A 19,744-nucleotide genomic window follows, 5' to 3' on the forward strand; every position below is an offset into this window, starting at 1 on the left:
CGCGTCCACTCCCTCCCAGGATGCGTCTTTGTTACGGGAAGTGATGTTTCGCAAAGGTCTCCGCCGCTCTTCGCCACTCTCTGCCGTTCTTCTCCGCCCTCCGCCGCTCCTCTCCGCTCTCTGCCACTCTTCGCCGCACACCACCCGCCGCCCGGCTCCCCGGCGTGCCCGGGGCCCGGCGTTATCCGTGTGAGTCGATCTCCCGCAGGCCGTTAGGATTTCGACCATGGCGGCCACTGGATCCGAGAAGCAGGGGGCGACGGCGTACTACGTCTCGACCCCCATCTACTACGTCAACGACGCTCCTCACCTGGGCCACGCCTACACGACCGTCGCAGGCGACGTGCTCACCCGCTGGCACCGCCAGCGCGGCGAGAAGGTGTGGTACCTCACCGGCACGGACGAGCACGGTCAGAAGATCATGCGCACTGCCGAGGCGAACAATGTCACCCCGCAGGAGTGGTGCGACAAGCTCGTGGAGGAGGCCTGGAAGCCCCTCTGGGAGCACCTGGACATCGCGAACGACGACTTCATCCGTACGACGGAGAAGCGGCACACCGACCGGGTGCAGGAGTTCGTGCAGGACCTGTACGACAAGGGCGAGATCTACAAGGGCGGGTACGAGGGCCCGTACTGCGTGGGCTGCGAGGAGTACAAACTCCCCGGCGACCTCATCGAGGACGAGAACGGCGTCAAGCTGTGCCCGATCCACAAGAAGCCGGTGGAGATCCTCAAGGAGGAGAACTACTTCTTCAAGCTGAGCGCGTACGGCCCGAAGCTGATGGAGTTCTACGCGAACAACCCGGGCTTCATCCAGCCCGAGTCCGCCCGCAACGAGGTCGTGAACTTCGTCAGGCAGGGCCTGCAGGACCTCTCCATCTCCCGCTCGACCTTCGACTGGGGCGTCCCGGTGCCGTGGGACGAGAAGCACGTCATCTACGTGTGGGTCGACGCCCTGCTGAACTACGCCACGGCGGTCGGCTACGGCGCCAACCAGGAGAAGTTCGACGGGACCTTCCCGGCCGACGTCCATCTGGTCGGCAAGGACATCCTCCGCTTCCACGCCGTGATCTGGCCCGCGATGCTGATGGCGCAGGGTCTGCCGCTGCCGGGCCGGATCGCGGCCAACGGCTGGCTGATGGTCGGCGGCGAGAAGATGTCGAAGTCGAACCTCACCGGTATCAAGCCGCAGGACCTGACCACGCACTTCGGCGTGGACGCGTACCGCTGGTACTTCCTGCGCGCCATCGCGTTCGGCAGCGACGGCTCGTTCTCCTGGGAGGACTTCTCCGCCCGCTACACCTCCGAGCTCGCCAACGACTACGGCAACCTCGCCTCGCGCGTCGCCGCCATGGTCGGCAAGTACTTCGGCGGGGCGCTCCCGGAGGCCACCGCCGAGAGTGACGCCGAGAAGGCGGTCCGGGAAGGTCTGGCGAAGGCCGTCGCCACGGCCGATCTGAAGATCGGCGAGGAGCTGGACTTCCAGGCCGGCATCCTGGCGATCTTCGACTTCGTGAAGCAGGTCAACGGCTACATCACGGAGCAGGAGCCCTGGAAGGTGGCCAAGGACACGTCCCCGGAGGGACAGGCCCGCCTGGCGACGATCCTCTACACGGCCGCCGAGTCGCTGCGCGGTGTCGCGGTCCTGCTGAACGCCGTGATGCCGGAGACCTCGCAGAAGCTGTGGGACTCCCTGGGCGCCGAGGCGTCCCTGGGCGCACTGTCCGACCAGCGCGTACAGGACGCGGGCACCTGGGGCCGGCTCCCGGCGGGCGCGACGGTGACGAAGGGCGCGGTGCTGTTCCCCCGCCTGGAGGAGAAGCCGGCATAACCGGATGTACGCACGGGGCAGGGCTGGGACCACTGGAAACCACCCTTGCAGTGGAGCCCTTCGACGTTCGTAGTCGTGGGTGACGGGTTCGAATCGTTCGAGGCCCGGACAGCATCGGCCGGCTGTCCGGGCCTTTGGCGTTCTGCTCGCTGTCCGGTCAGGTACCGAAGGCCGCGGTCAGCGCCCCGGGACACAAGACCACGCAGCCGACGGACGCCGCGCCGGCTGCGAAGAGAGCGCGGGTTGCCATGCGAGCGGGTTGTCATGCGCGCGGATTGTCATGCCCCTGCTCACTTTCTCGATTCCTGTCAGATTCCTGTCAGCTTTCCCGAGGCGGGACAACCGGTGACGACACGTCACCCTCTCCTGGTGCGGGGGGTGCTCCTGGGATTCCTGGGGCACTGACGCATGACCAACAACGAGGAGACACCATCGTGAGACAGGTCTCACGTGCGCTGACGGCTGCCTTGGCGGCCGTGGCGCTGGCGGCGGGTGTGCCGGGGCCGGCGCACGCGCAGCCGGCCGCCGATTCCATACCCGGCGCGCCGCCGGGCGCCTCCGGGGAGCAGCTGCCGGAAGGATGGCGTGTCGAGGGCGGGGAGCTGATCTGGAGTTCGCCCGAGCCCGTGGGCATGGGCGGCGCCCTGGTCGAGTTCCGCTCGGGAGAGCGGACCCTCGGCATCCCGGAGCCCTCCCCCGACCAACGCACCTTCCGGCTCCGCCTCGGCGGGGCGAAGGTCGGACCGGTGAGCAAACTCCAGGTGGTCGCCGGTTCGCGGCGGCTGGACGCCGCAGGGACTGACCGGGCACCCGGTCAGCGGCGCTCGGCGGCCCCGGCGGCGCCCCAGGACCCGTTCCCCGCCAACCCGGTCGACCCCGGTGTCGCCGGTAAGTACCGCACCATCAGCGGTGAGTACGTCCTGAAATCGGTGAGGCTGCCGGGCTACGCCCAGCCCGTGGAGATGCGCGCCACGGTCGTCGGCCCTACGGACGCGCCGGGGAAGCGACCACTGGCGCTCTTCCTTCACGGCCGCAGCGCCACCTGCTACGAGCCCGGCGAGAACAGCGCGGGCATGGAATGGCCGTGCAAGCCGGGCAACAAGGAGATCCCGAGCTACCGCGGCTTTCTGCACGACCAGAAGCTCCTGGCATCCCAGGGCTATGTGACGGTCTCCATCTCCGCTAACGGTGTCAACGCGCAGGACGGCCGCGCGGCCGACCTCGGGGCGCAAGCCCGTTCGTCCCTGGTGCGCCAGCACCTCGCCCGCTGGGCGGAGTGGGGCGCGAACCCCGCGAAGGCACCCGAGGCCGTGCGCGCGACGGAGCCCGCGGACCTCTCGAAGGTGCTCCTGGTCGGCCACTCCCGGGGCGGCGAGGGCGTCAACCGGGCGGCCCTGGACAGCGTCTCCCCGCCGCCGCCCGCCGAGGACGGCTACCGGGGGCCGGTGGGCTGGCGGATCCGCGGCACCGTCCTGATCGGCTCCACCCTCTTCGGCCAGAACCCCACACCCGATGTGCCGTCCATGGCCCTCCTGCCGGGCTGTGACGGCGATGTGAGCGACCTCCAGGGCCAGATCTACCTCGACGGCACCCGGGGCATCGGCGGGGGCACGGCGCTGCACAGCGCGGTGTACATGGTCGGCGCCAACCACAACTTCTTCAACACGGAGTGGACACCCGGCCAGGCCGAGGCCCCGGCCTCCGACGACTTCTGGGACGACACGAACAACCCGGACCCGGTCTGCTCGGCAGGGGCCAAGACCCGGCTGAGCGCCAAGCAGCAGCAGACGGCGGGCGCCACCTACATCGCCGCCGCCGCGCGGCTCTTCCTCGCGGGCGACGACCGGGTCCGCCCGCTGCTCGACGGCTCCGACCGGCGCGCGCCCTCGGCCGGCCCCGCCCAGGTGCTGACCCACGCCGTCGGCGGCAACCGCACCCCGGCGATCCGGCCCGACGACCCGCTCTCGGTGACGAACGGGCGCGTGTGCCAGCAGATCACGACGAGCGCCGACCGGGCCTGCCGGCCGGACTCCGGCCCCGGTAGGTCGCCGCACTTCGCGTCCTGGGCGGACACCACCGATGAGCCGGGCCGCAACGCGGTCACGGCCCGCTGGACCGAGCCGGGCACCCCGGTCCGGCTGACGCCGGAGCGCGCCTTCTCACTGGCGGGCTCCGACGCGCTGGCCCTGCGGGTGATAGTGCCGCCGAACACCCGGGGCACCCGGCTCGACGTCGCCCTCACCGACACCTCCGGCAAGCGGGTGAGTCTCGGCCAGGTCACCGTCGACGGCCTTCCTGGCTCCGACTCGACGGCCGCGCACTGGGCGCGTGAGGTCCGCGTCCCGCTGAAGGCCGCCGTCGGCGCCGGTGTCGACCTGAAGCGGACGCAGTCGCTGGAGCTCACCCCACGCAGCAGCTCCGGCGAGTTCTGGCTGATGGACGCCTGGGGCTGGCGCCCCGGCACCCCTGCGGTACACCCCGTCGCGCTCCCGCGTGTCGACATCGGCAGTCTGACGGTCAAGGAGGGCGACTCCGGCACCCGCACCTACCACGTGCCCGTCCAGGTCACCGGCAAGGGCACCGGCGTGATCAAGCTCGCCGTCCGCGACCCGGAGACCTACGAGTCCACCGTCCGCACCATGACGGTGAAGGCCGGTGACTCCGCAGGCGTGTCGATCACGGTCAAGGGCAACTCCCGCTACGGCTACGACCTCCGCCACGAGGTCGCGGCCAAGGCCGTGCGCGGCACGGCGGTCGGCGGCGCCTTCGGGGGCGTGCTCGTCGAGAACGACGACCCCATGCCCACGATCGCCGTGACCCCGGTCGCCGACTCGGTCACCGAGGGCCAGAAACTCACCTGGAAGGTGGAGCTCTCAGAGCCCGCCGACGTCGACATCGAGACGCGGTTCGACCTCCTGCCGGTGCACGAGGGCACGGAGCTGTCCACGAAGGACGTCGACAAGGAATGGCTCTCCGAGATCGGCGAGTCCGCCGACCCGGAGCGGCCCCTGTCCACGAACAGTCCCTCCCTCTGGGCATCCATCCCCAAGGGCAAGACGAGCACTGAAGTGTCCGTGCCCACGGTCACCGACACGCTGACCGAGCCGGAGGAGTCCCTGCGGATGCAGGTGTACATCCTCAAGCAGGACGACTGGCTGGAGGGCCCCCTCCTCACGGGGAAGGTCACGGACGCGCGCCAGGGCTGACGCCCAGGGTCCACGTCCCGCACCGACGGTGCCTGAGCGCACCACCTGGACGATGGCACCGGCCCCGCCACGGGGCCGGTGCCATCGGCGTGAAGGGGGCCACGCCGCTTCCGGGTCAGCGGACCCAGTTCTTCAGCGGCTCCGTGTCCAGTTCGATGCCCACGGGGTCGGGCAGCTCCACGGACTTCCCGTACGGCACCGTCACCACTCGCTCGTACCGCACGCCGTCGGGCTGCGAGTGCACCTTGACCTCGCAGGTGTCGCGGTCGATGAGCAGGTAGACGGGAATGCCGGTCTCGGCGTACGCCCGCGGCTTCTCGACACGGTCCCGGCGGTCGGTGTCCTCGTCGTACGAGGTGACCTCGACGACCATCAGGACGCCGTCGGGACTGGCCCACTCGCCCTGGCCGACGAAGTTGTCGAGAGGGGCGAGTGCACCGTCCGGGCGCGCATTGCCCTTGCGGTAATTCTCAATGCGCAGACCTTGTTCGCCGAAGAGCCAATTGCCCGGACCCGACTGCATGCAGATCTGTGTCAGCCAGGCGATGATCCGCCCGTGGTCCCCGTCCGGCACAGCCTTGACCCCCAGTTTCCCGTTCACGAACTCCAGACGCAGCGCTTCTTCGGCACGTATGGCGTGACGGGCGAGGTCCTCGAAGACCTCCTGGGTCAGCACACTCTCGTCAACCACGCTCATCACTGCCTCCTGAAGGAAACCGGGCTGCGTCCAGCGTACGGTCGCCCCACCCGGCCCGTACCCGGTTCACTGCTCCAGCCACTCCGCGTCCCCCATCACCACGACGGGCTTCTTCGCCGGGTCGAGAAGGCGCAGCAGTTCCCTCATCCGGTCCTCGGGGAGCGAGACGCAGCCCTGGGTCGGGCCGCCGTGGTCCGCATGGATCCAGATGCCGCCGCCCCGTTCCTTGCCGAGCGGACGTTCCGCGTCCAGGGGGGAGGCGCCGGGGATCCGGTTGTAGTCGACGGCGATGACGTAGTTGAAGGAACCTGCGAGGGACTCCCCGTCGAACCCTTCACCGCTCACATCGAAGGCCGGGCTCTGGTTGTACGGGAACATGGTGCCCGGGGGTTCGAGCAGGCCGCCCGCGGCCGTCAGCCCGAAGACCCCGACCGGGGTACGGAGGTCGTTCTCCCAGTGCTCGTCCGTCCAGCCTTTCAGCGCGTTGTGGGCCGGCCAGCGGTCCGTGACCGCGCGCCAGCCCAGGGCGGGATCGTCGCGGGTGTAGAGGACCGCGGTGGACAGGCTGGAATTGTAGAAATCGCCGGTGACGACGAGCGCCTGCCGGGAGTCCGCCGGAACCTCGGCCCGCATCCGCGGCCCCAGCGCGGGGATCTCCTGGGGGCGGAGGCGCGGGGCCGCCGGGGCCGCCGGGGCCGGGGCGGCCTTTCCCCGTACCCCGTCGGCCTGCGGCCCCCCGACACCTGCGGAGGCGGTGGCGGATACCCGGACCTTGCGGGTGGCGATGTCGGCGTCGGAGGTGGTGTCGCAGGCGGTGAGCAGCAGGATCGCGGCGACGCAGGTGCCGGCGCGTACGGCGTACGGGGGACGCCGGGCGGCCGACGGACGGGGCACTGGCACGGGTACTCCTCCTCAGCGGTCATGGGGCGCGGGCGGCACAGGCGAGGCTCCCCGTCATGCTTCGTCCCGCCGAACCCAGTTAACGCCGCCACCCGCGAGCGCGAATCCGCACGGGGGCCATACGGCGGTACCGCCCGCGGGCGGACGCCTGCGTGATCACGACCGCCCCCGCACGACGCCTGCACGCCCCCTTGCGAGGGTGCGGATGTCACACCCCGCCGAGCCGCCCGCCCTTCACCCCGCCCAGGAGCCGGTCCAGCTGGGCCGGGGTGATCGCCAGCTCCGTACCGGGGTCGTCACTCTCGCGGAGCCGTATCAGGCCGTCGGCGGAGGCAAGTTCGACGCAGCTGTTTCCGTCGCCGCCGCCCGAGAACGAGGACTTCTGCCAGGCCATCGAGTTGGACATGCTCGACCTCACCATTCCTTGGTCATCCGGTGAATGAAATCGCGCGACTTGCCGGGATCGAGTGATGCCGCTTCCAGCTTGTGGAAGAGCGCGCGGAACCGGTCGAGCTGGGACTCGGCGTCAAGGAACGCGGTGCCGTGAGGCGCGTCCCGCACCACCGTGTCCAATCGAGGCACCGGCCCACCCGCGTACACCATCGCGCTCCCGGCGCCCGCGAAGCCATCGGTATCGAAGGGAACAACCCTTACCGTTACGCCTTCTCCCTCGGACAGGGTGAGAATCTGGTCGAGTTGGGCACGAGAGGCCCTGCGGTCACCCACCCTGATGCGCAGTGCCGCCTCATGGATCACCGCCTCGTACTTCACGGGAGCAGCTCTCTCGAAGATGACCCTCCGCCCCATCCTGTGGGCCACCCTGGCTTCGAGCTCACCCTCGGGAAGTCCCGGGGGCAGGTACGAGAAGACCGCACGGGCGTAGTCCTCGGTCTGTAGCAGGCCCGGTACGTGGATGATCTCCACATCGCGCCGGAACGAGGCATGGTGCTCCAGCTCCGACAGATCCAGGAACGCGGGTGGGAGCACACCCTGGAACTCCTCCCACCAGCCACGCGTACGGTCGGTCACCATCGTCGCGAGCGCGTCGATCAACTCTCTGTCGGCGCAGGCGCAGTGGGCCGCGAGTCTTCGCAGTCGCTCTTCACTGACACCCGCGTTCCCGGCCTCGATCTGGCTCATCTGGGCAGAACTCGTCCCGAGAAGCCCTGCCACTTCCCGAGCCGTCATGCCCGCCGCATCTCGCAGCTTGCGCAACTCCGCGCCCAGGCGCACCTGGCGTGCGGTCGGCTGGCTCCTCGCCGGCATGCACACTCCTCCCCAACCGCACTGCCTGTGGGACTCGTTGGAGCAACCCGTTCGGGTGCCAGATTACGCCAACGGCTTGCACGGGCTAAAACTTTCGCCCTACCTTCAGTGACGTGCCGCACACGCTGCGAAACGCCGGGACCCCGGAAGCGCACCGCCCCGCCCTGCCATGACGGGTACGACATGCCACCGCCCGAAGACCGCAGCGCCCGACAACCACGCACGCACCAAACGGAGTTCCCCTTATGCCGAACTCGCCTGTGAGCACCGATGCCCCCTGGGAGTACACGCTGTACATCCCCCACGACCCGCGTGCGGTCACGGTCTCCCGCCGCACTCTGCGTCTGATCCTCACCCTGCACGACCTGCTGCCGCTCTCCGAGACCGCCGAACTCGTCGCCAGTGAACTGGTGGGCAACGCGGTACGCCACACCAAGGGCCCGGCCGCCTTACGCCTGCGCTGGGCGGGCCGCGTACTGCGCATCGGCGTCTGGGACGCGGACCCCACCCCACCGACGCCGCCGCTCCACCCCTCCGCGGAAGCCGACGGCGGACGCGGCCTCGACCTCGTCCGCAACTGCACGAACGGGTGGGGCTGGTACCCGCTCAGCAGCAGCGGCGACTCCGGCAAGTTCGTCTGGTGCGAACTCCTCGCTGCCTAGCGGGACATGGCTCCTTCGTTGCGAGCAATCCGACGACCTTGGGACAGATCCGCAATCTGCCGCAATCGCCACCAAGACGTCGACTATCCGGCGCATCCTGATCACCAGCCAACGTGGATGGAGAGCCATATGACGCTCAGGTTCATCGGCACAACCTCGGAGCATGGCAACTGCCCCACCCTGTACGAAGTGGTAGAGACCGGCGACATCCTTGTCCAGGGGGAACGGGAGACCGACCCGGAACATCTGGCTCAACTTCGTGACGTCAAGGAAAGTGAGACGTTCGTCGTCATCCCCCGCGAATTACTGACACGCTTCGCCCCCAAGGAGTGACATGCCCCCTCTCGTCCCGTTCGAGGAGATCGTGCATCTCTTCGATGAATTCGAGCACACCGCGTGGCGACTGGAGACCCAGCGCGGCTACGCCACCGACCGCGTCAGCCAGAACTGGGCCCGCTTCCAACGAGGGGAGACCCTGGGATTCAACCCGGACAGCCCGTGGCATGCCAGCGTTCGCGAGAAGACCCAGGGAGGAAAGACGTTCGCACGAGTGCGCCTGGTCGACAACCCTCCCACCGAAGGTCAGCAGTTTCTTTTGGCCAGTGGACTGGGCAACGTCGAGGCTGGCGAAGACATCCGCAACCTGTACCGGGACGACGCGGAGCGTCTTGGGCTGCCCAATTTCGACTTCTGGCTGTTCGACTCGCGGATCCTCGCTCGCTTCCACATCGATGACCAAGGCGTGACGATGGGCGTCGAGCTCATCGACGATGCCCCCGCTGTGCTTCGAGCCTGCCAAGTCCGTGATGCCGCCTGGCACCACGCGATCCCGACCAGGGTGTTTCAGGCGCAGGTACCGTCGACTGCGTGAGTACGGACTTCCAAGCCGGACGTGTCGCCCTCGGTGCGCGGTTGCGTGAGCTGCGCACCGAGGCCGGCCTGAACGGCAAGGAGATTGCCGAGCGGCTTGGCTGGCAGCGGTCGAAAGTGTCCCGGCTGGAAACGGGGAAGCAGACCGCTACGGCCGATGACCTTGAGGCTTGGGCGGCTGCTGCTGGTGCCGAGGTGGAGGCCGCAGATCTTAGGAGTCGCCTGCGCGGTCTGGAATCGCAGCAGCGATCCTGGCGTAGGCAACTGTCCACCGGACACAGGGGTGTCCAGGAGAAGTACGTCGCGGAGTACCGCGCGACATCCACCGTCCGAGGCTACGAAGCCACCGTCATTCCTGGACTTTTCCAGACGCCGGATTACGCTCGCCATCTACTGGTGCACAACGCCGATCTGATGGACAGCCCACGGGATACCGAAGCTGCTGTATCCGCCCGTATGAAGCGGCAAGAGGTTCTGTACGAGACCGGGCGAAGCTTCAGTGTGTTGATCTGGGAAGGCGCTCTCCACGCCGTGATCTGCCCAAAGGAAGTGATGGCGGCGCAACTCGACCGCCTTGCCGGGCTGATCGGCTTGAGCACGGTGTCGATAGGGATTCTTCCACTCGGAGCGTCCCTCCCTCTCACACCCAAGCACGGATTCTGGATCTTCGACGACCGCCGGGTAGTCGTTGAGATCATCAGCACCGAGCTTCGGCTGGAATCAAGCCATGATGTGTCCCTTTACCGAAAGGTCTGGGACCGGCTGGACAAAGGCGCTGTCTACGGGCCCCACGCACACCGTCTGATCGGCCGAGCAAGGGCCGCCCTGGACCTCGCCTGAGCAACCGCACCCAATCCGCGAACCGGCAGGCGCAATCCCGCGCAATCGACAGGCGCGACTTCTGTCGGCGTCCCTACGGTGCTGCTCATGCCCCCTCGGCCCCGCCCCGATCGGCCAACGGCTCATCACGCGGCCGAGGCGGTTGCAGAAGACCCGGCATCAACAGAGGAGGAACAGTGACCAACGCTCGATGGATCACCCAGGCCGACGACGGCAACCCGCAGGACGACAGCGACTCGGGCAACAAGCACGGCGGGGGCGGCTCGGACGAGGGTGGCAACACGTCGGACGGCCAGGGACCGGCGGACGGCAGGTGAGCGAGCGGGACATCGAGGAGGCCGGTCCGGGAGGGCTGGCCTCCTTGCTCGTGGAGAAGGGGGCTCTGTCCTCGGACTGGCTTCCGGCGTTCACGACGGTTCCCCGTGACGCCTTCGTGCCCGACAGGGTGTGGCCGGGGCAGGCGAGCGGGACGCGTCAGGGCGAGTGCGTCGACCGGAACACGGATCCCTTCGGGTGGTGGGAGAAGGTCTACTCGGACGTTCCCCTGACGACGCAGTGGGACGACGGAGCCCAGGCGGGCCCGGACAAGGGCCGGTCACCCACCTCGTCCAGTTCCATGCCGAAGATGGTTTTCTCCATGCTTCGCGAGCTGGATGTGAAGCGGGGGGACCGGGTCCTGGAGATCGGGACCGGAACAGGGTGGAACGCCGCGCTGCTCTCGCATCGGCTCGGGTCCGGGAACGTTGTGACGATCGAGGTCGACCCGGCCGTCGCGGACGAGGCCCGGCGCCGGTTCACCGCGTCAGGACTCACACCGCTGTCTGTCGTGGGTGACGGAGCGAAGGGCTACGCCGAGGGTGGCCCGTACGACCGGGTGATCGCGACCTGCTCGATCGCTGCGCTTCCGTACGCGTGGGTGGAGCAGTCTCGGCCCGGCGCGATCATTGTCGCTCCGTGGGGGCCGCCGTACGGCGGGCAGGGAATCGCGCGGCTGACGGTCGGCTCCGATGGTTCGGCGCAGGGGCCGTTCGTGATGTCGTCGGCGTTCATGCGCCTGCGGAACCAGCGCGAGAGCTTCCCTCCCACGCGTGACTACCTCGGCGGAGAGGAGTGGCCGGCGTGCGGCGACAGCGGAGTGTCGAGCCTGTCGCCCGACGACATGGGCGACTGGCATCACATGTTCACCCTGGGCGTGCGGCTACCGGACCTGTTCTGTCGCGTGGACCAAGGGGTGAGCGGCACCTATCGGCTGTGGCTGTTCGACATGGCCGGATCGTCGTGGGCCACGGCCGACTTCGAGAAGGGGCGCACCGCGTACGACACCGTGCAGTCGGGTCCGCGCCGCCTGTGGGACGAGGCCGAGGCCGTCATGCGGTGGTGGAAGGAGCAGGGCGAACCGGGATTCGAGCGGTACGGGCTCACGGTCACCCCTCGGCGAGGTCAGCAGGTCTGGCTCGACGACCCTGCGAACCTCGTGCCCGTGCGGGTGCCGTAGACCTCCGCCGTGCCCCATGAACCGTACGGGGCGAGTCCCGTCGTCACGTCGCCCCCCATACCACCTCCCGGCGGAAGCCGGGCCTATTACGACGAGTTCGTCCCGTTCTGGGAAGCAGCCCGCTACGCTTGATGGGTTCTGAACAACCAAGTAAACAAGGGGAGTTGAAGATGTCTCCGTTAGGCAGGCGGATCCGCACCGCCCTTGGCCTGGTCGCCGCCGCGACCCTCGCGCTGGGCCTCACCGGCACACCGGCGACGGCCGATGCGCCGGCGCCGCGCACGGCGGACCTGAGCAAGGTCTCGCTGCACAACGTCAACAACAACCGCTACCTCGATGTCCAGAACGGCAACCAGGACCCGGGGGCGATCATCGTCACCAACTCGGCACCGGGTTACCAGCAGAACTGGCGCATCAATGCCGTGGGCAATGACGGCTCGTTCACCCTGGTGAACACCGCAACCGGAAAGTGCGTCACCGCCGGTGTCCCGCTGCGGCAGCAGCAGTGCGGCGAAGCCGGTGACAAGCGGTGGTACTTCCAGCCTGTCGCCGTGAACGGTGCCACGACGAACGCGTTCATGGTCCGCAACGCCGGGAACAACAAGTGTCTCGATGTCGTCCTCGGCGCCACCTACGACGACGCCTGGACGCAGACCTACGACTGCAACGGCTCCCGAGCTCAGCAGTGGACCCTTCCCGACCAGACAACCACGGACGCGGCGTTCGACCTCGCCGTCGACTACGCGGCGTTCCGCTGCGGGAAGAACGCCTCCACCTGCTCCTGGACGAAGGGGTCCCAGACGCCGGCCGCGCCGCTGCCGAAGCAGTGCGTCTCCCCGGTCTGGTACAACGGCACCTCCGCGCCCGTACCGTGGACGTTCTCACTCACCACCGTCAGCGGCTGGTCCACCGAGATCGGCTTCGGTCTGACCAGCACTCTGGAAGGCGGCGGCGGAGAGCTCGTACCGCTCAAGGTCAACGTCGCCCAGACCGTTTCCGGCAAGGTCAGCATGAGCCTCTCGCAGGAGCTCGGCAACTCCCTCACGGTGACGGTCCCGCAGCAGCAGTACGGCTGGGTAGCCCTGTCCGAGCTGGCCACCAAGGTCTCCGGCGAGTGGACGTTCGACGCCACCGGCATGCCGTGGACCGCGCAGGACACGGTCACCGTCCCGCTGACGTCCGGCGAGGGTGGCGCGAGCGTCTACATGGCGCAGACCAGCGACACCTTCACCGGCTGCGGCAGCTGACCGATGCTGTTGCCGTTCCCCGCGGTCCGGGCTCCTGGCCGGTCTTCCCCGGTTCAAGGGGGGCAAGGCCGGCAGGGGGTGATCCGCCCGGACCTCGACGGCAGCGCGCCCCCGGGCCTGTTCACCGCGTGAAACCCGAGGAGTCGTGAGCCTCGCAGCCAGTCGCGACTTCGGCGGTGACAGCGAACAGCCCCCGGCCGGGCGGCCGGGGGCTGTTTCACGTGGAACACGGAGAGGTACCGGAGGTCACTTCTCCGTGTTGTCCTTCTCCTTCGCCGACGCGACCGGCTTGCGGAGCTGGATGTTCAGCTCGCGCAGGCGGGACTCGTCCAGCTCCGTCGGGGCGCCCATCATCAGGTCCTGGGCGTTCCCGTTGAGCGGGAAGGCGATCGTCTCGCGGATGTTGGGCTCGTCGGCCAGCAGCATCACGATGCGGTCGACGCCCGGGGCGATGCCGCCGTGCGGCGGGGCGCCGAGGCGGAAGGCGCGGAGCATGCCCGCGAACTCGTGCTCGACGGTCTCGCGGTCGTAGCCGGCGATCTCGAAGGCCTTGAGCATCAGCTCGGGCTCGTGGTTACGGATGGCGCCGGAGGACAGTTCGATGCCGTTGCAGACGATGTCGTACTGCCAGGCAAGGATGTCCAGCGGGTCCTTCTCCTCCAGGTCCTTCAGGCCGCCCTGGGGCATCGAGAAGGGGTTGTGCGAGAAGTCGATCTTCCCGGTGTCCTCGTCCTTCTCGTACATCGGGAAGTCGACGACCCAGCAGAACCGGAAGACACCCTCCTCGAAGTGGCCGGCGCGCTTGGCGGCCTCGACGCGGACGGCGGACATGATCTTGGAGACCTCGTCGAACTCGCCCGCGCCGAAGAAGACCGCGTGGCCGGGAACGAGGGACAGACGCTCGGTGAGGGTCTTGATGTCGGTCTCGGTGAGGAACTTGGCGATCGGGCCGGTGAGGCCGCCGTCCTCGCCGACGCGGACCCAGGCCAGGCCCTTCGCGCCGTGCTGGACGGCGTAGTCGCCGAGGCCGTCGAAGAACTTCCGGGACTGGCCCGCGGTGTCCGGGACCGGGAGCGCACGGACGTGCTTGCCGGCGAACGCCTTGAACTCCGAGTCGGCGAAGATGTCGGAAATGTCGACCAGTTCCAGCTGGGCGCGCAGGTCCGGCTTGTCGTTGCCGTACTTCAGCATCGCCTCGCGGAACGGGATGCGCGGGAACGGCGAGGTGACGTGGCGGCCGTTGCCGAACTCCTCGAAGAGCTCGGTCATCAGCTTCTCGATCGGCCGGAAGACATCCTCCTGCTCGACGAACGACATCTCGACGTCGAGCTGGTAGAACTCGCCGGGCGAACGGTCGGCGCGGGCGTCCTCGTCGCGGAAGCAGGGCGCGATCTGGAAGTAGCGGTCGAAGCCGGAGATCATCAGCAGCTGCTTGAACTGCTGCGGGGCCTGGGGCAGGGCGTAGAACTTGCCCGGGTTCAGGCGGGACGGGACGACGAAGTCACGGGCGCCCTCGGGGGAGGTCGCGGTGAGGATCGGGGTCGCCATCTCGTTGAAGCCGAGGGCCACCATCTTGGCGCGGATGGAGGCGATGACGGCCGAGCGCAGCATGATGTTGCGGTGCATGCGCTCGCGGCGCAGGTCGAGGAAGCGGTACTCCAGGCGCCGCTCCTCGTTGACCCCGTCCTCGGTGTTGATCGTGAAGGGCAGCGGGGCGGCCTCGCCCAGCACCTCGACCTCGGTGACCTCGATCTCGATCTCGCCGGTCGGAAGCTCCGGGTTCACGTTGTCGGCGCCGCGAGCGGAGACCTTGCCGTCGATCCGTACGACGGTCTCCTTGGTGAGCTTCGCCAGGGCCTCGTTGCCGGGGGTGCCGGGACGGGCGACGAGCTGCACCAGACCGTAGTGGTCGCGCAGATCGATGAAGAGGATGCCGCCCAGGTCTCGGCGATTGTGCAGCCAGCCGCTCAGCCGGACGTCGGTGCCGACGTCAGAGGCGCGGAGCTCGCCGCAGGTGTGTGACCTGTACCGATGCATTCTCGTTCATCCAGTCTTCGCGGTTCGGGGTGGATTCAGCCTCCCCAGGCTACCGCCCGCACCCGCATCGAATCATTGACATTGACATTTCAAGATCATCGGGGCGGAGCGGACGGCCCCGACCCCGCGACCGGACGGGGCGCGGACTGCCACCCTCAGTGGCGCCTGCGGCACAGATCTTCTTAAATGGGGGCAATGCGCACCGAGGACATCCTGGCCGCGACCGCGACCGGTCTGTGGCGGTGGGACAACGGAGCCGGGACCGTCACGCTCGATGCGGAGGCCGCCCGGCTGCTTGAGCTGCCCGCCGCGACCGGCGTCTTCCGGGAGTCCGTGGTGCGCTCCCGTTTTCATCCGGTCGACTGGAACGAGATCTGCGGGGTGGTGAATCTCGCGGTCGCCGAGGGCACCCTCGCCGAGGCCCGGCTGCGGATCGTGGACGAGAACGGCCGGGTGCTGCGTACCGTACGCAGCCGCTCCAAGCCGTTCCCGCCCGAGACGCCGGGCAGCACCGCCTATGTGCTGGTCGGCATGGTTCAGGAGGTCGCCGAGCCGCAGCCCGGCACCACCGGCGCGCACACCCCCGTCACGGGGGACTGGCGCCGCTCCCGCGAGGCGTTCCTGCTGGACGCCGGCCGGGCGCTGGCCGAGGCCCGGTCCACCGCCGAGGTGCTGCGGGTCGCCTCCTCGCTCTCCATGCCCGGGTTCTCGCCGGACGGCCTGGCGGTCTTCGGCATCACGGGCGACCGCCTGACGATCACCGGGCACCACGGGCACAGCGTGGGCGACGATCACCCGTTCAACGGCATGCCGCTGGAGACCGACTACCCGGCCGCCGAGGTCGTACGGACGGGGCGGGCGATCTATCTGCCCTCGCCCGAGGAGTACCGCCGCCGCTACCCGGTCACCTGGCCGCTCGCCAGCCGTTTCGGGCGCCGCTCCTGGGCCTTTCTGCCGCTGATCGTGGCGGGGCGGACCTTGGGCGCCTGGATGGCGGGGTTCCGGAACCCGGTGTCGTTCTCGCCGGACGAGCGTTCCGTACTGACGACCGTGGCCCGGATGCTCGCCCAGGCGCTGGCCCGTGCCGGGGTCGCGGACACCGAGCGGGAGCTGTCGCTGGGGCTCCAGCGCTCGATGATGCCGTCCCTCGGCCCCGGCATCCCGGGAATGACGGTCGCCGCCCGCTACATCCCGACCGGCGGCGGGCTCCAGGTCGGTGGCGACTGGTACGACATGATCCCGCTCCCCAACGGCCGTATCGCCCTCGTCATCGGTGACGTCCAGGGTCACGACGTGCGCGCCGCGGGCCTGATGGGGCAGTTGCGGATCGCCCTGCGCGCGTACGCCTCCGAGGGGCACAGCCCGGACGCGGTGCTCTCCCGCGCTTCCCGGTTCCTGTCCGGGCTGACCGACGCGTACGAGGAAGGGGAGGAGACCGGGCCGCGCTTCGCGACCTGTCTGTACGCGGAGGCCGACCCGGAGACCGGGACCCTCGACATCGCACGGGCCGGCCACCCCGATCCGGTGGTGATGACCGCCGACGGGACCCCGCTGATCCGCCAGACCGAGGGCGGGCTGCCGCTCGGCGTCGAGGCGGACGCCGACTACCCGACGACCCGGCTCACCCTGGAGGCCGGAGAAACGATCATGCTCTGTACGGACGGGCTGATCGAGACCGGCGGCCATGACATGTGGACCGGCTGGATCCGGCTGCGGCCGATCCTGGAACGGGACACGGCCGACCTGGAGAAGCTCGCCGACGCCCTCGTCCAGGCCGTGCACGGGCCGACCTCGCACTACACGACGGGACCGCTGGCGGACCGCCGGGAGGACGACATCGCGCTGCTGCTGCTGCGGCGCGACGGGGGAACACCGAGGCGGACGGCACAGCGGCGCACCGCGCTGACCATCGCGCAGGCCGAGCCGGAGCGGCTCTCGGCGGCCCGGCAGCAGCTGCGGGAGCTGCTGCACGACTGGGCCGATCCGGAGCAGGTCGACGCGGCGGTGCTGATGTTCTCGGAGATGGCCACCAATGTTCTCGTCCACACGGACGGGGACGCGCTCGTGGTCGCCCAGGCGACGGGGGACCACGGTGAGCGGCGGCTCCGGGTGGAGGTGGCGGACGTCAGCGACGAGCTGCCGCACAGGCGGCGGCCCGGGGAGATGGCCTCCAGCGGGCGGGGGCTGGTGCTGATGGAGATGCTCGCGGACGCGTGGGGGGTGGATCCGCGGGGGACGGGGAAGTCGATCTGGTTCGAGCTGTACGAGCCGGAGGCGGTCGAGCCGGGACCGGACGGGGCGGGGCCGGATGGGGCCGGATGGGACGGGGCCGGGCCGGATGGGGCGGGGCTGCCGGATGGGGCCGGGCCGGGGAGCTGAGCCGGGACCGGAGACGAGTCGGGACCGGGGGCTCCGGTGGATGGCCCGCCCTCGAACGCCGGGCGGGCTGGAGCGGGTCGCCGTGGCCCGGGGCCCGGGGTGGGTGGCCGGCTGCCCCGTCAGGCGCCGGACGCGGCCGGGGCCGGCCCGCCCGGCTCTCCGCCTTCGCCACCTTCGCCGCCCTCGCCGCTACCGCCGCTCCCGCCGTCCCCTCCCGGTCGTCCGCGCAGTTCGCCGAGGATGCCGAAGGCCGCCGCGCAGGCCGGTACCGCGAGCAGCATGCCCAGCAGGCCCGCCACACTGGCGCCCGCGGTGATCGCGATCATGATGGTGGCCGGGTGCATCTGGACCGTACGGCTCTGGATCATCGGCTGCAGGACGTGCCCCTCCAGCACCTGTACGGCGAGCACGACCCCCAGCGCCCAGAGCGCGATCACGAGGCCCCGGTCGGCGAGCGCGACGAGCACCGCGACCGCACCGGAGATGAACGCCCCGAGATAGGGGATGTAGGCGCCGACGAAGACCAGCGCACCGAGCCCCACCGCGCCCGGGACTCTCAGGATCAGCAGGCCGACGGTGATGCAGAGCGCGTCGATCAGCGCGATGAACGTGGTGCCGCGCATGAAGCCCTGCACGGCTTCGAAGGCCCGCCGCCCCATGGCCTCGACCAGGTCCCCGGTACCGCGCGGGGCGACGGCGTGGGCGAGATCCACGGCCTTGTCGGAGTCGCGCAGGAAGAAGAAGGTCAGCAGCAGGGCGAGGACGCTGGTCGCGAGCAGCGAGCCGATCAGGCTGATCCCGGAGAGGAGGCCGCCCGCGGCACTCGCGCCGAACTTCTCGAAGAGTTTCCGGGCATTGGCGACGAGGTCATCCGCATTGGTGGTCCGGCTGATCCCGACGTGGTCGATGACCCACTGCCCGGTGTCCTTCAGCGAGCGGACGATCTGGTCGCCGGTGTCGACGAGCGCGGTGACGACGATGTAGCCGGCGCCGCCGACCACCGCGACGAGCAGGACGCACGTGAGTCCCGCGGCCACCGAGCGGTTCACCCCGCGGCCGGTCAGCCGGCTGTGGACCGGCCCGAGCAGCGCCGTACCGAGCAGCGCGAGGAGAACGGGCGTGACCGCGGTCTTGAAGACGACGCACAGCCAGACCGCGACCGCGGCGACCCCGGTGACAAGGAGGACGACACCGCACCAGGCGGCCGTACGCCGCGCGACATCGGGCAGGAGGGGCTTGGGGGTCTGCACCCTCCCACCCGATCATGGTGCAGGTGTGATGTCCACTCCGTCCGCGAGTGTCACATTCCGTGGACGGCGGGCACCGTACCGAGGCGGCCGGCCTGGAAGTCCTCGACGGCCTGCTTCAGTTCGGCCTGGCTGTTCATCACGAACGGTCCGTAGTGCGCCATCGGCTCGCGGATCGGGCGGCCGCCGAGCAGGACGACCTCCAGGTCCGGGGTGTTGCCGTCCTGCTTCTCGTCCGCGCGGACGGTCAGCGAGGAACCGGCGCCGAAGACCGCGGTCTGCCCCATGTGGACGGGGCGGCGCTCCGCACCGACGGTGCCGCGCCCGGCCAGCACGTACGCGAGTCCGTTGAAGTCCTCGCGCCACGGCAGGGTCATCTCGGCGCCGGGGCGGACGGTGGCGTGGATCATCGTGATCGGGGTGTGGGTGACTCCGGGGCCCTCGTGCCCGTCGAGCTCACCGGCGATGACGCGGAGCAGCGCGCCGCCGTCCGGGGAGGCGAGGAGCTGGACCTGGCCGCCGCGGATGTCCTGGTAGCGGGGGGCCATCATCTTGTCGGCCTTGGGCAGGTTCACCCAGAGCTGGAGGCCGTGGAAGAGGCCGCCGGACATGACCAGGGACTCCGGCGGGGCCTCGATGTGCAGGAGGCCCGAGCCCGCGGTCATCCACTGGGTGTCGCCGTTGGTGATGGTGCCGCCACCGCCGTTGGAGTCCTGGTGGTCGAAGATCCCGTCGATGATGTACGTGACGGTCTCGAAGCCACGGTGGGGATGCCATGGAGTCCCTTTCGGCTCCCCGGGCTGATACTCCACCTCGCCCATCTGGTCCATCATGATGAACGGGTCGAGGTGCTTGTAGTTGATCCCGGCGAACGCGCGGCGAACCGGGAAGCCCTCGCCCTCGAATCCGCTCGGAGCCGTGGTGACGGTGAGCACGGGGCGGGCTGTGGCGTCGCCCGAGGCGACGACCTTGGGCAGGGTCAGCGGGTTTTCGACGGTCACTGCGGGCATGGGAGCCACCTCCGGGTTGTCCTGAGCTCAATTTAGTTGAATGGTGAACATCCCGCA

Annotated in this window: 17 protein-coding genes; 10 read left to right on the forward strand and 7 right to left on the reverse strand. The window is 69.3% G+C overall.

Going from position 1 to position 19,744, the window contains the following annotated elements:
• Nucleotides 1-226: 226 nt before the first annotated feature.
• Both metG and ACF08M_RS21925 read left to right on the forward strand, forming a co-directional pair.
• Nucleotides 227-1,831 carry a methionine--tRNA ligase gene (metG, locus tag ACF08M_RS21920; protein ID WP_392186928.1) on the forward strand — a complete coding sequence of 535 codons (1,605 nt, stop codon included), beginning with the start codon at nucleotides 227-229 and terminating at the stop codon, nucleotides 1,829-1,831.
• 434 nt (nucleotides 1,832-2,265) lie between these two features.
• Nucleotides 2,266-5,037, forward strand: a complete 2,772-nt coding sequence (locus tag ACF08M_RS21925) for a hypothetical protein (protein ID WP_392186929.1) — start codon at nucleotides 2,266-2,268, stop codon at nucleotides 5,035-5,037.
• A 115-nt stretch (nucleotides 5,038-5,152) separates the two neighbouring features.
• On the opposite strand, the gene ACF08M_RS21930 is transcribed toward ACF08M_RS21925, so the two are convergent.
• The 4 genes from ACF08M_RS21930 to ACF08M_RS21945 all read right to left on the reverse strand — a co-directional run bounded on the left by ACF08M_RS21930 (nucleotide 5,153) and on the right by ACF08M_RS21945 (nucleotide 7,900).
• Complete coding sequence (locus tag ACF08M_RS21930) at nucleotides 5,153-5,734, reverse strand: Uma2 family endonuclease (RefSeq protein ID WP_392186930.1); 582 nt, start codon at nucleotides 5,732-5,734, stop codon at nucleotides 5,153-5,155.
• Nucleotides 5,735-5,800: 66 nt separating this feature from the next.
• On the reverse strand, nucleotides 5,801-6,634 hold the full coding sequence (locus ACF08M_RS21935) for a L,D-transpeptidase family protein (protein WP_392186931.1): 834 nt from the start codon (nucleotides 6,632-6,634) through the stop codon (nucleotides 5,801-5,803).
• A gap of 208 nt (nucleotides 6,635-6,842) precedes the next feature.
• The gene (locus tag ACF08M_RS21940) at nucleotides 6,843-7,040 is read right to left on the reverse strand and encodes a DUF397 domain-containing protein (RefSeq protein WP_392186932.1); all 198 of its coding nucleotides are present in this window, start codon (nucleotides 7,038-7,040) and stop codon (nucleotides 6,843-6,845) included.
• Nucleotides 7,041-7,048: 8 nt separating this feature from the next.
• Complete coding sequence (locus ACF08M_RS21945) at nucleotides 7,049-7,900, reverse strand: helix-turn-helix domain-containing protein (RefSeq protein ID WP_392186933.1); 852 nt, start codon at nucleotides 7,898-7,900, stop codon at nucleotides 7,049-7,051.
• A 245-nt stretch (nucleotides 7,901-8,145) separates the two neighbouring features.
• On the opposite strand from ACF08M_RS21945, the gene ACF08M_RS21950 reads away from it, so the two are divergent.
• From ACF08M_RS21950 to ACF08M_RS21980, 7 genes are all read left to right on the forward strand, one after another.
• Nucleotides 8,146-8,562, forward strand: a complete 417-nt coding sequence (locus ACF08M_RS21950) for an ATP-binding protein (RefSeq protein WP_392186934.1) — start codon at nucleotides 8,146-8,148, stop codon at nucleotides 8,560-8,562.
• A 129-nt stretch (nucleotides 8,563-8,691) separates the two neighbouring features.
• Complete coding sequence (locus tag ACF08M_RS21955) at nucleotides 8,692-8,895, forward strand: hypothetical protein (protein WP_392186935.1); 204 nt, start codon at nucleotides 8,692-8,694, stop codon at nucleotides 8,893-8,895.
• Nucleotide 8,896: 1 nt separating this feature from the next.
• The gene (locus ACF08M_RS21960) at nucleotides 8,897-9,433 is read left to right on the forward strand and encodes a DUF6879 family protein (RefSeq protein ID WP_392186936.1); all 537 of its coding nucleotides are present in this window, start codon (nucleotides 8,897-8,899) and stop codon (nucleotides 9,431-9,433) included.
• A complete protein-coding gene (locus tag ACF08M_RS21965; protein ID WP_392186937.1) occupies nucleotides 9,430-10,272 on the forward strand; it encodes a helix-turn-helix domain-containing protein in 843 nt (280 codons plus the stop codon). Before ACF08M_RS21960 ends, ACF08M_RS21965 begins: the two co-directional genes overlap by 4 nt.
• Before the next feature lie 176 nt (nucleotides 10,273-10,448).
• Entirely contained in the window at nucleotides 10,449-10,589 is a 141-nt protein-coding gene (locus tag ACF08M_RS21970; protein ID WP_392186938.1) for a hypothetical protein, read from the forward strand.
• On the forward strand, nucleotides 10,586-11,767 hold the full coding sequence (locus ACF08M_RS21975) for a methyltransferase domain-containing protein (RefSeq protein ID WP_392186939.1): 1,182 nt from the start codon (nucleotides 10,586-10,588) through the stop codon (nucleotides 11,765-11,767). The genes ACF08M_RS21970 and ACF08M_RS21975 overlap by 4 nt, the downstream gene beginning before the upstream one ends.
• Nucleotides 11,768-11,937: 170 nt before the next feature.
• Nucleotides 11,938-13,014, forward strand: a complete 1,077-nt coding sequence (locus ACF08M_RS21980) for an RICIN domain-containing protein (protein ID WP_392186940.1) — start codon at nucleotides 11,938-11,940, stop codon at nucleotides 13,012-13,014.
• 246 nt (nucleotides 13,015-13,260) lie between these two features.
• Here ACF08M_RS21980 and aspS read toward each other — a convergent pair whose 3' ends face one another.
• The gene (aspS, locus tag ACF08M_RS21985) at nucleotides 13,261-15,051 is read right to left on the reverse strand and encodes an aspartate--tRNA ligase (RefSeq protein WP_392186941.1); all 1,791 of its coding nucleotides are present in this window, start codon (nucleotides 15,049-15,051) and stop codon (nucleotides 13,261-13,263) included.
• A gap of 195 nt (nucleotides 15,052-15,246) precedes the next feature.
• Here aspS and ACF08M_RS21990 point away from each other — a divergent pair, with 195 nt between their 5' ends.
• On the forward strand, nucleotides 15,247-17,430 hold the full coding sequence (locus ACF08M_RS21990) for a SpoIIE family protein phosphatase (protein WP_392186942.1): 2,184 nt from the start codon (nucleotides 15,247-15,249) through the stop codon (nucleotides 17,428-17,430).
• A 119-nt stretch (nucleotides 17,431-17,549) separates the two neighbouring features.
• Here the strand turns inward: ACF08M_RS21990 and ACF08M_RS21995 are convergent, their stop codons facing one another.
• Nucleotides 17,550-18,680, reverse strand: a complete 1,131-nt coding sequence (locus tag ACF08M_RS21995) for an AI-2E family transporter (RefSeq protein ID WP_392186943.1) — start codon at nucleotides 18,678-18,680, stop codon at nucleotides 17,550-17,552.
• A 50-nt stretch (nucleotides 18,681-18,730) separates the two neighbouring features.
• On the reverse strand, nucleotides 18,731-19,687 hold the full coding sequence (locus ACF08M_RS22000; RefSeq protein WP_392186944.1) for a pirin family protein: 957 nt from the start codon (nucleotides 19,685-19,687) through the stop codon (nucleotides 18,731-18,733).
• Nucleotides 19,688-19,744 lie beyond the last annotated feature (57 nt).

The organism is Streptomyces sp. NPDC015032, from assembly GCF_043080425.1.
Taxonomy (GTDB): Bacteria; Actinomycetota; Actinomycetes; order Streptomycetales; family Streptomycetaceae; genus Streptomyces.

Excerpts from the sequence above, each read along its gene's own strand:
- metG (WP_392186928.1), top strand. The coding sequence starts at position 227 with ATGGCGGCCACTGGATCCGAGAAGCAGGGGGCGACGGCGTACTACGTC.
- ACF08M_RS21930 (WP_392186930.1), bottom strand. The coding sequence starts at position 5,734 with ATGAGCGTGGTTGACGAGAGTGTGCTGACCCAGGAGGTCTTCGAGGAC.
- ACF08M_RS21940 (WP_392186932.1), bottom strand. The coding sequence starts at position 7,040 with ATGTCCAACTCGATGGCCTGGCAGAAGTCCTCGTTCTCGGGCGGCGGC.
- ACF08M_RS21945 (WP_392186933.1), bottom strand. The coding sequence starts at position 7,900 with ATGCCGGCGAGGAGCCAGCCGACCGCACGCCAGGTGCGCCTGGGCGCG.
- ACF08M_RS21950 (WP_392186934.1), top strand. The coding sequence starts at position 8,146 with ATGCCGAACTCGCCTGTGAGCACCGATGCCCCCTGGGAGTACACGCTG.
- ACF08M_RS21955 (WP_392186935.1), top strand. The coding sequence starts at position 8,692 with ATGACGCTCAGGTTCATCGGCACAACCTCGGAGCATGGCAACTGCCCC.
- ACF08M_RS21960 (WP_392186936.1), top strand. The coding sequence starts at position 8,897 with ATGCCCCCTCTCGTCCCGTTCGAGGAGATCGTGCATCTCTTCGATGAA.
- ACF08M_RS21980 (WP_392186940.1), top strand. The coding sequence starts at position 11,938 with ATGTCTCCGTTAGGCAGGCGGATCCGCACCGCCCTTGGCCTGGTCGCC.
- aspS (WP_392186941.1), bottom strand. The coding sequence starts at position 15,051 with ATGCATCGGTACAGGTCACACACCTGCGGCGAGCTCCGCGCCTCTGAC.
- ACF08M_RS21990 (WP_392186942.1), top strand. The coding sequence starts at position 15,247 with ATGCGCACCGAGGACATCCTGGCCGCGACCGCGACCGGTCTGTGGCGG.
- ACF08M_RS22000 (WP_392186944.1), bottom strand. The coding sequence starts at position 19,687 with ATGCCCGCAGTGACCGTCGAAAACCCGCTGACCCTGCCCAAGGTCGTC.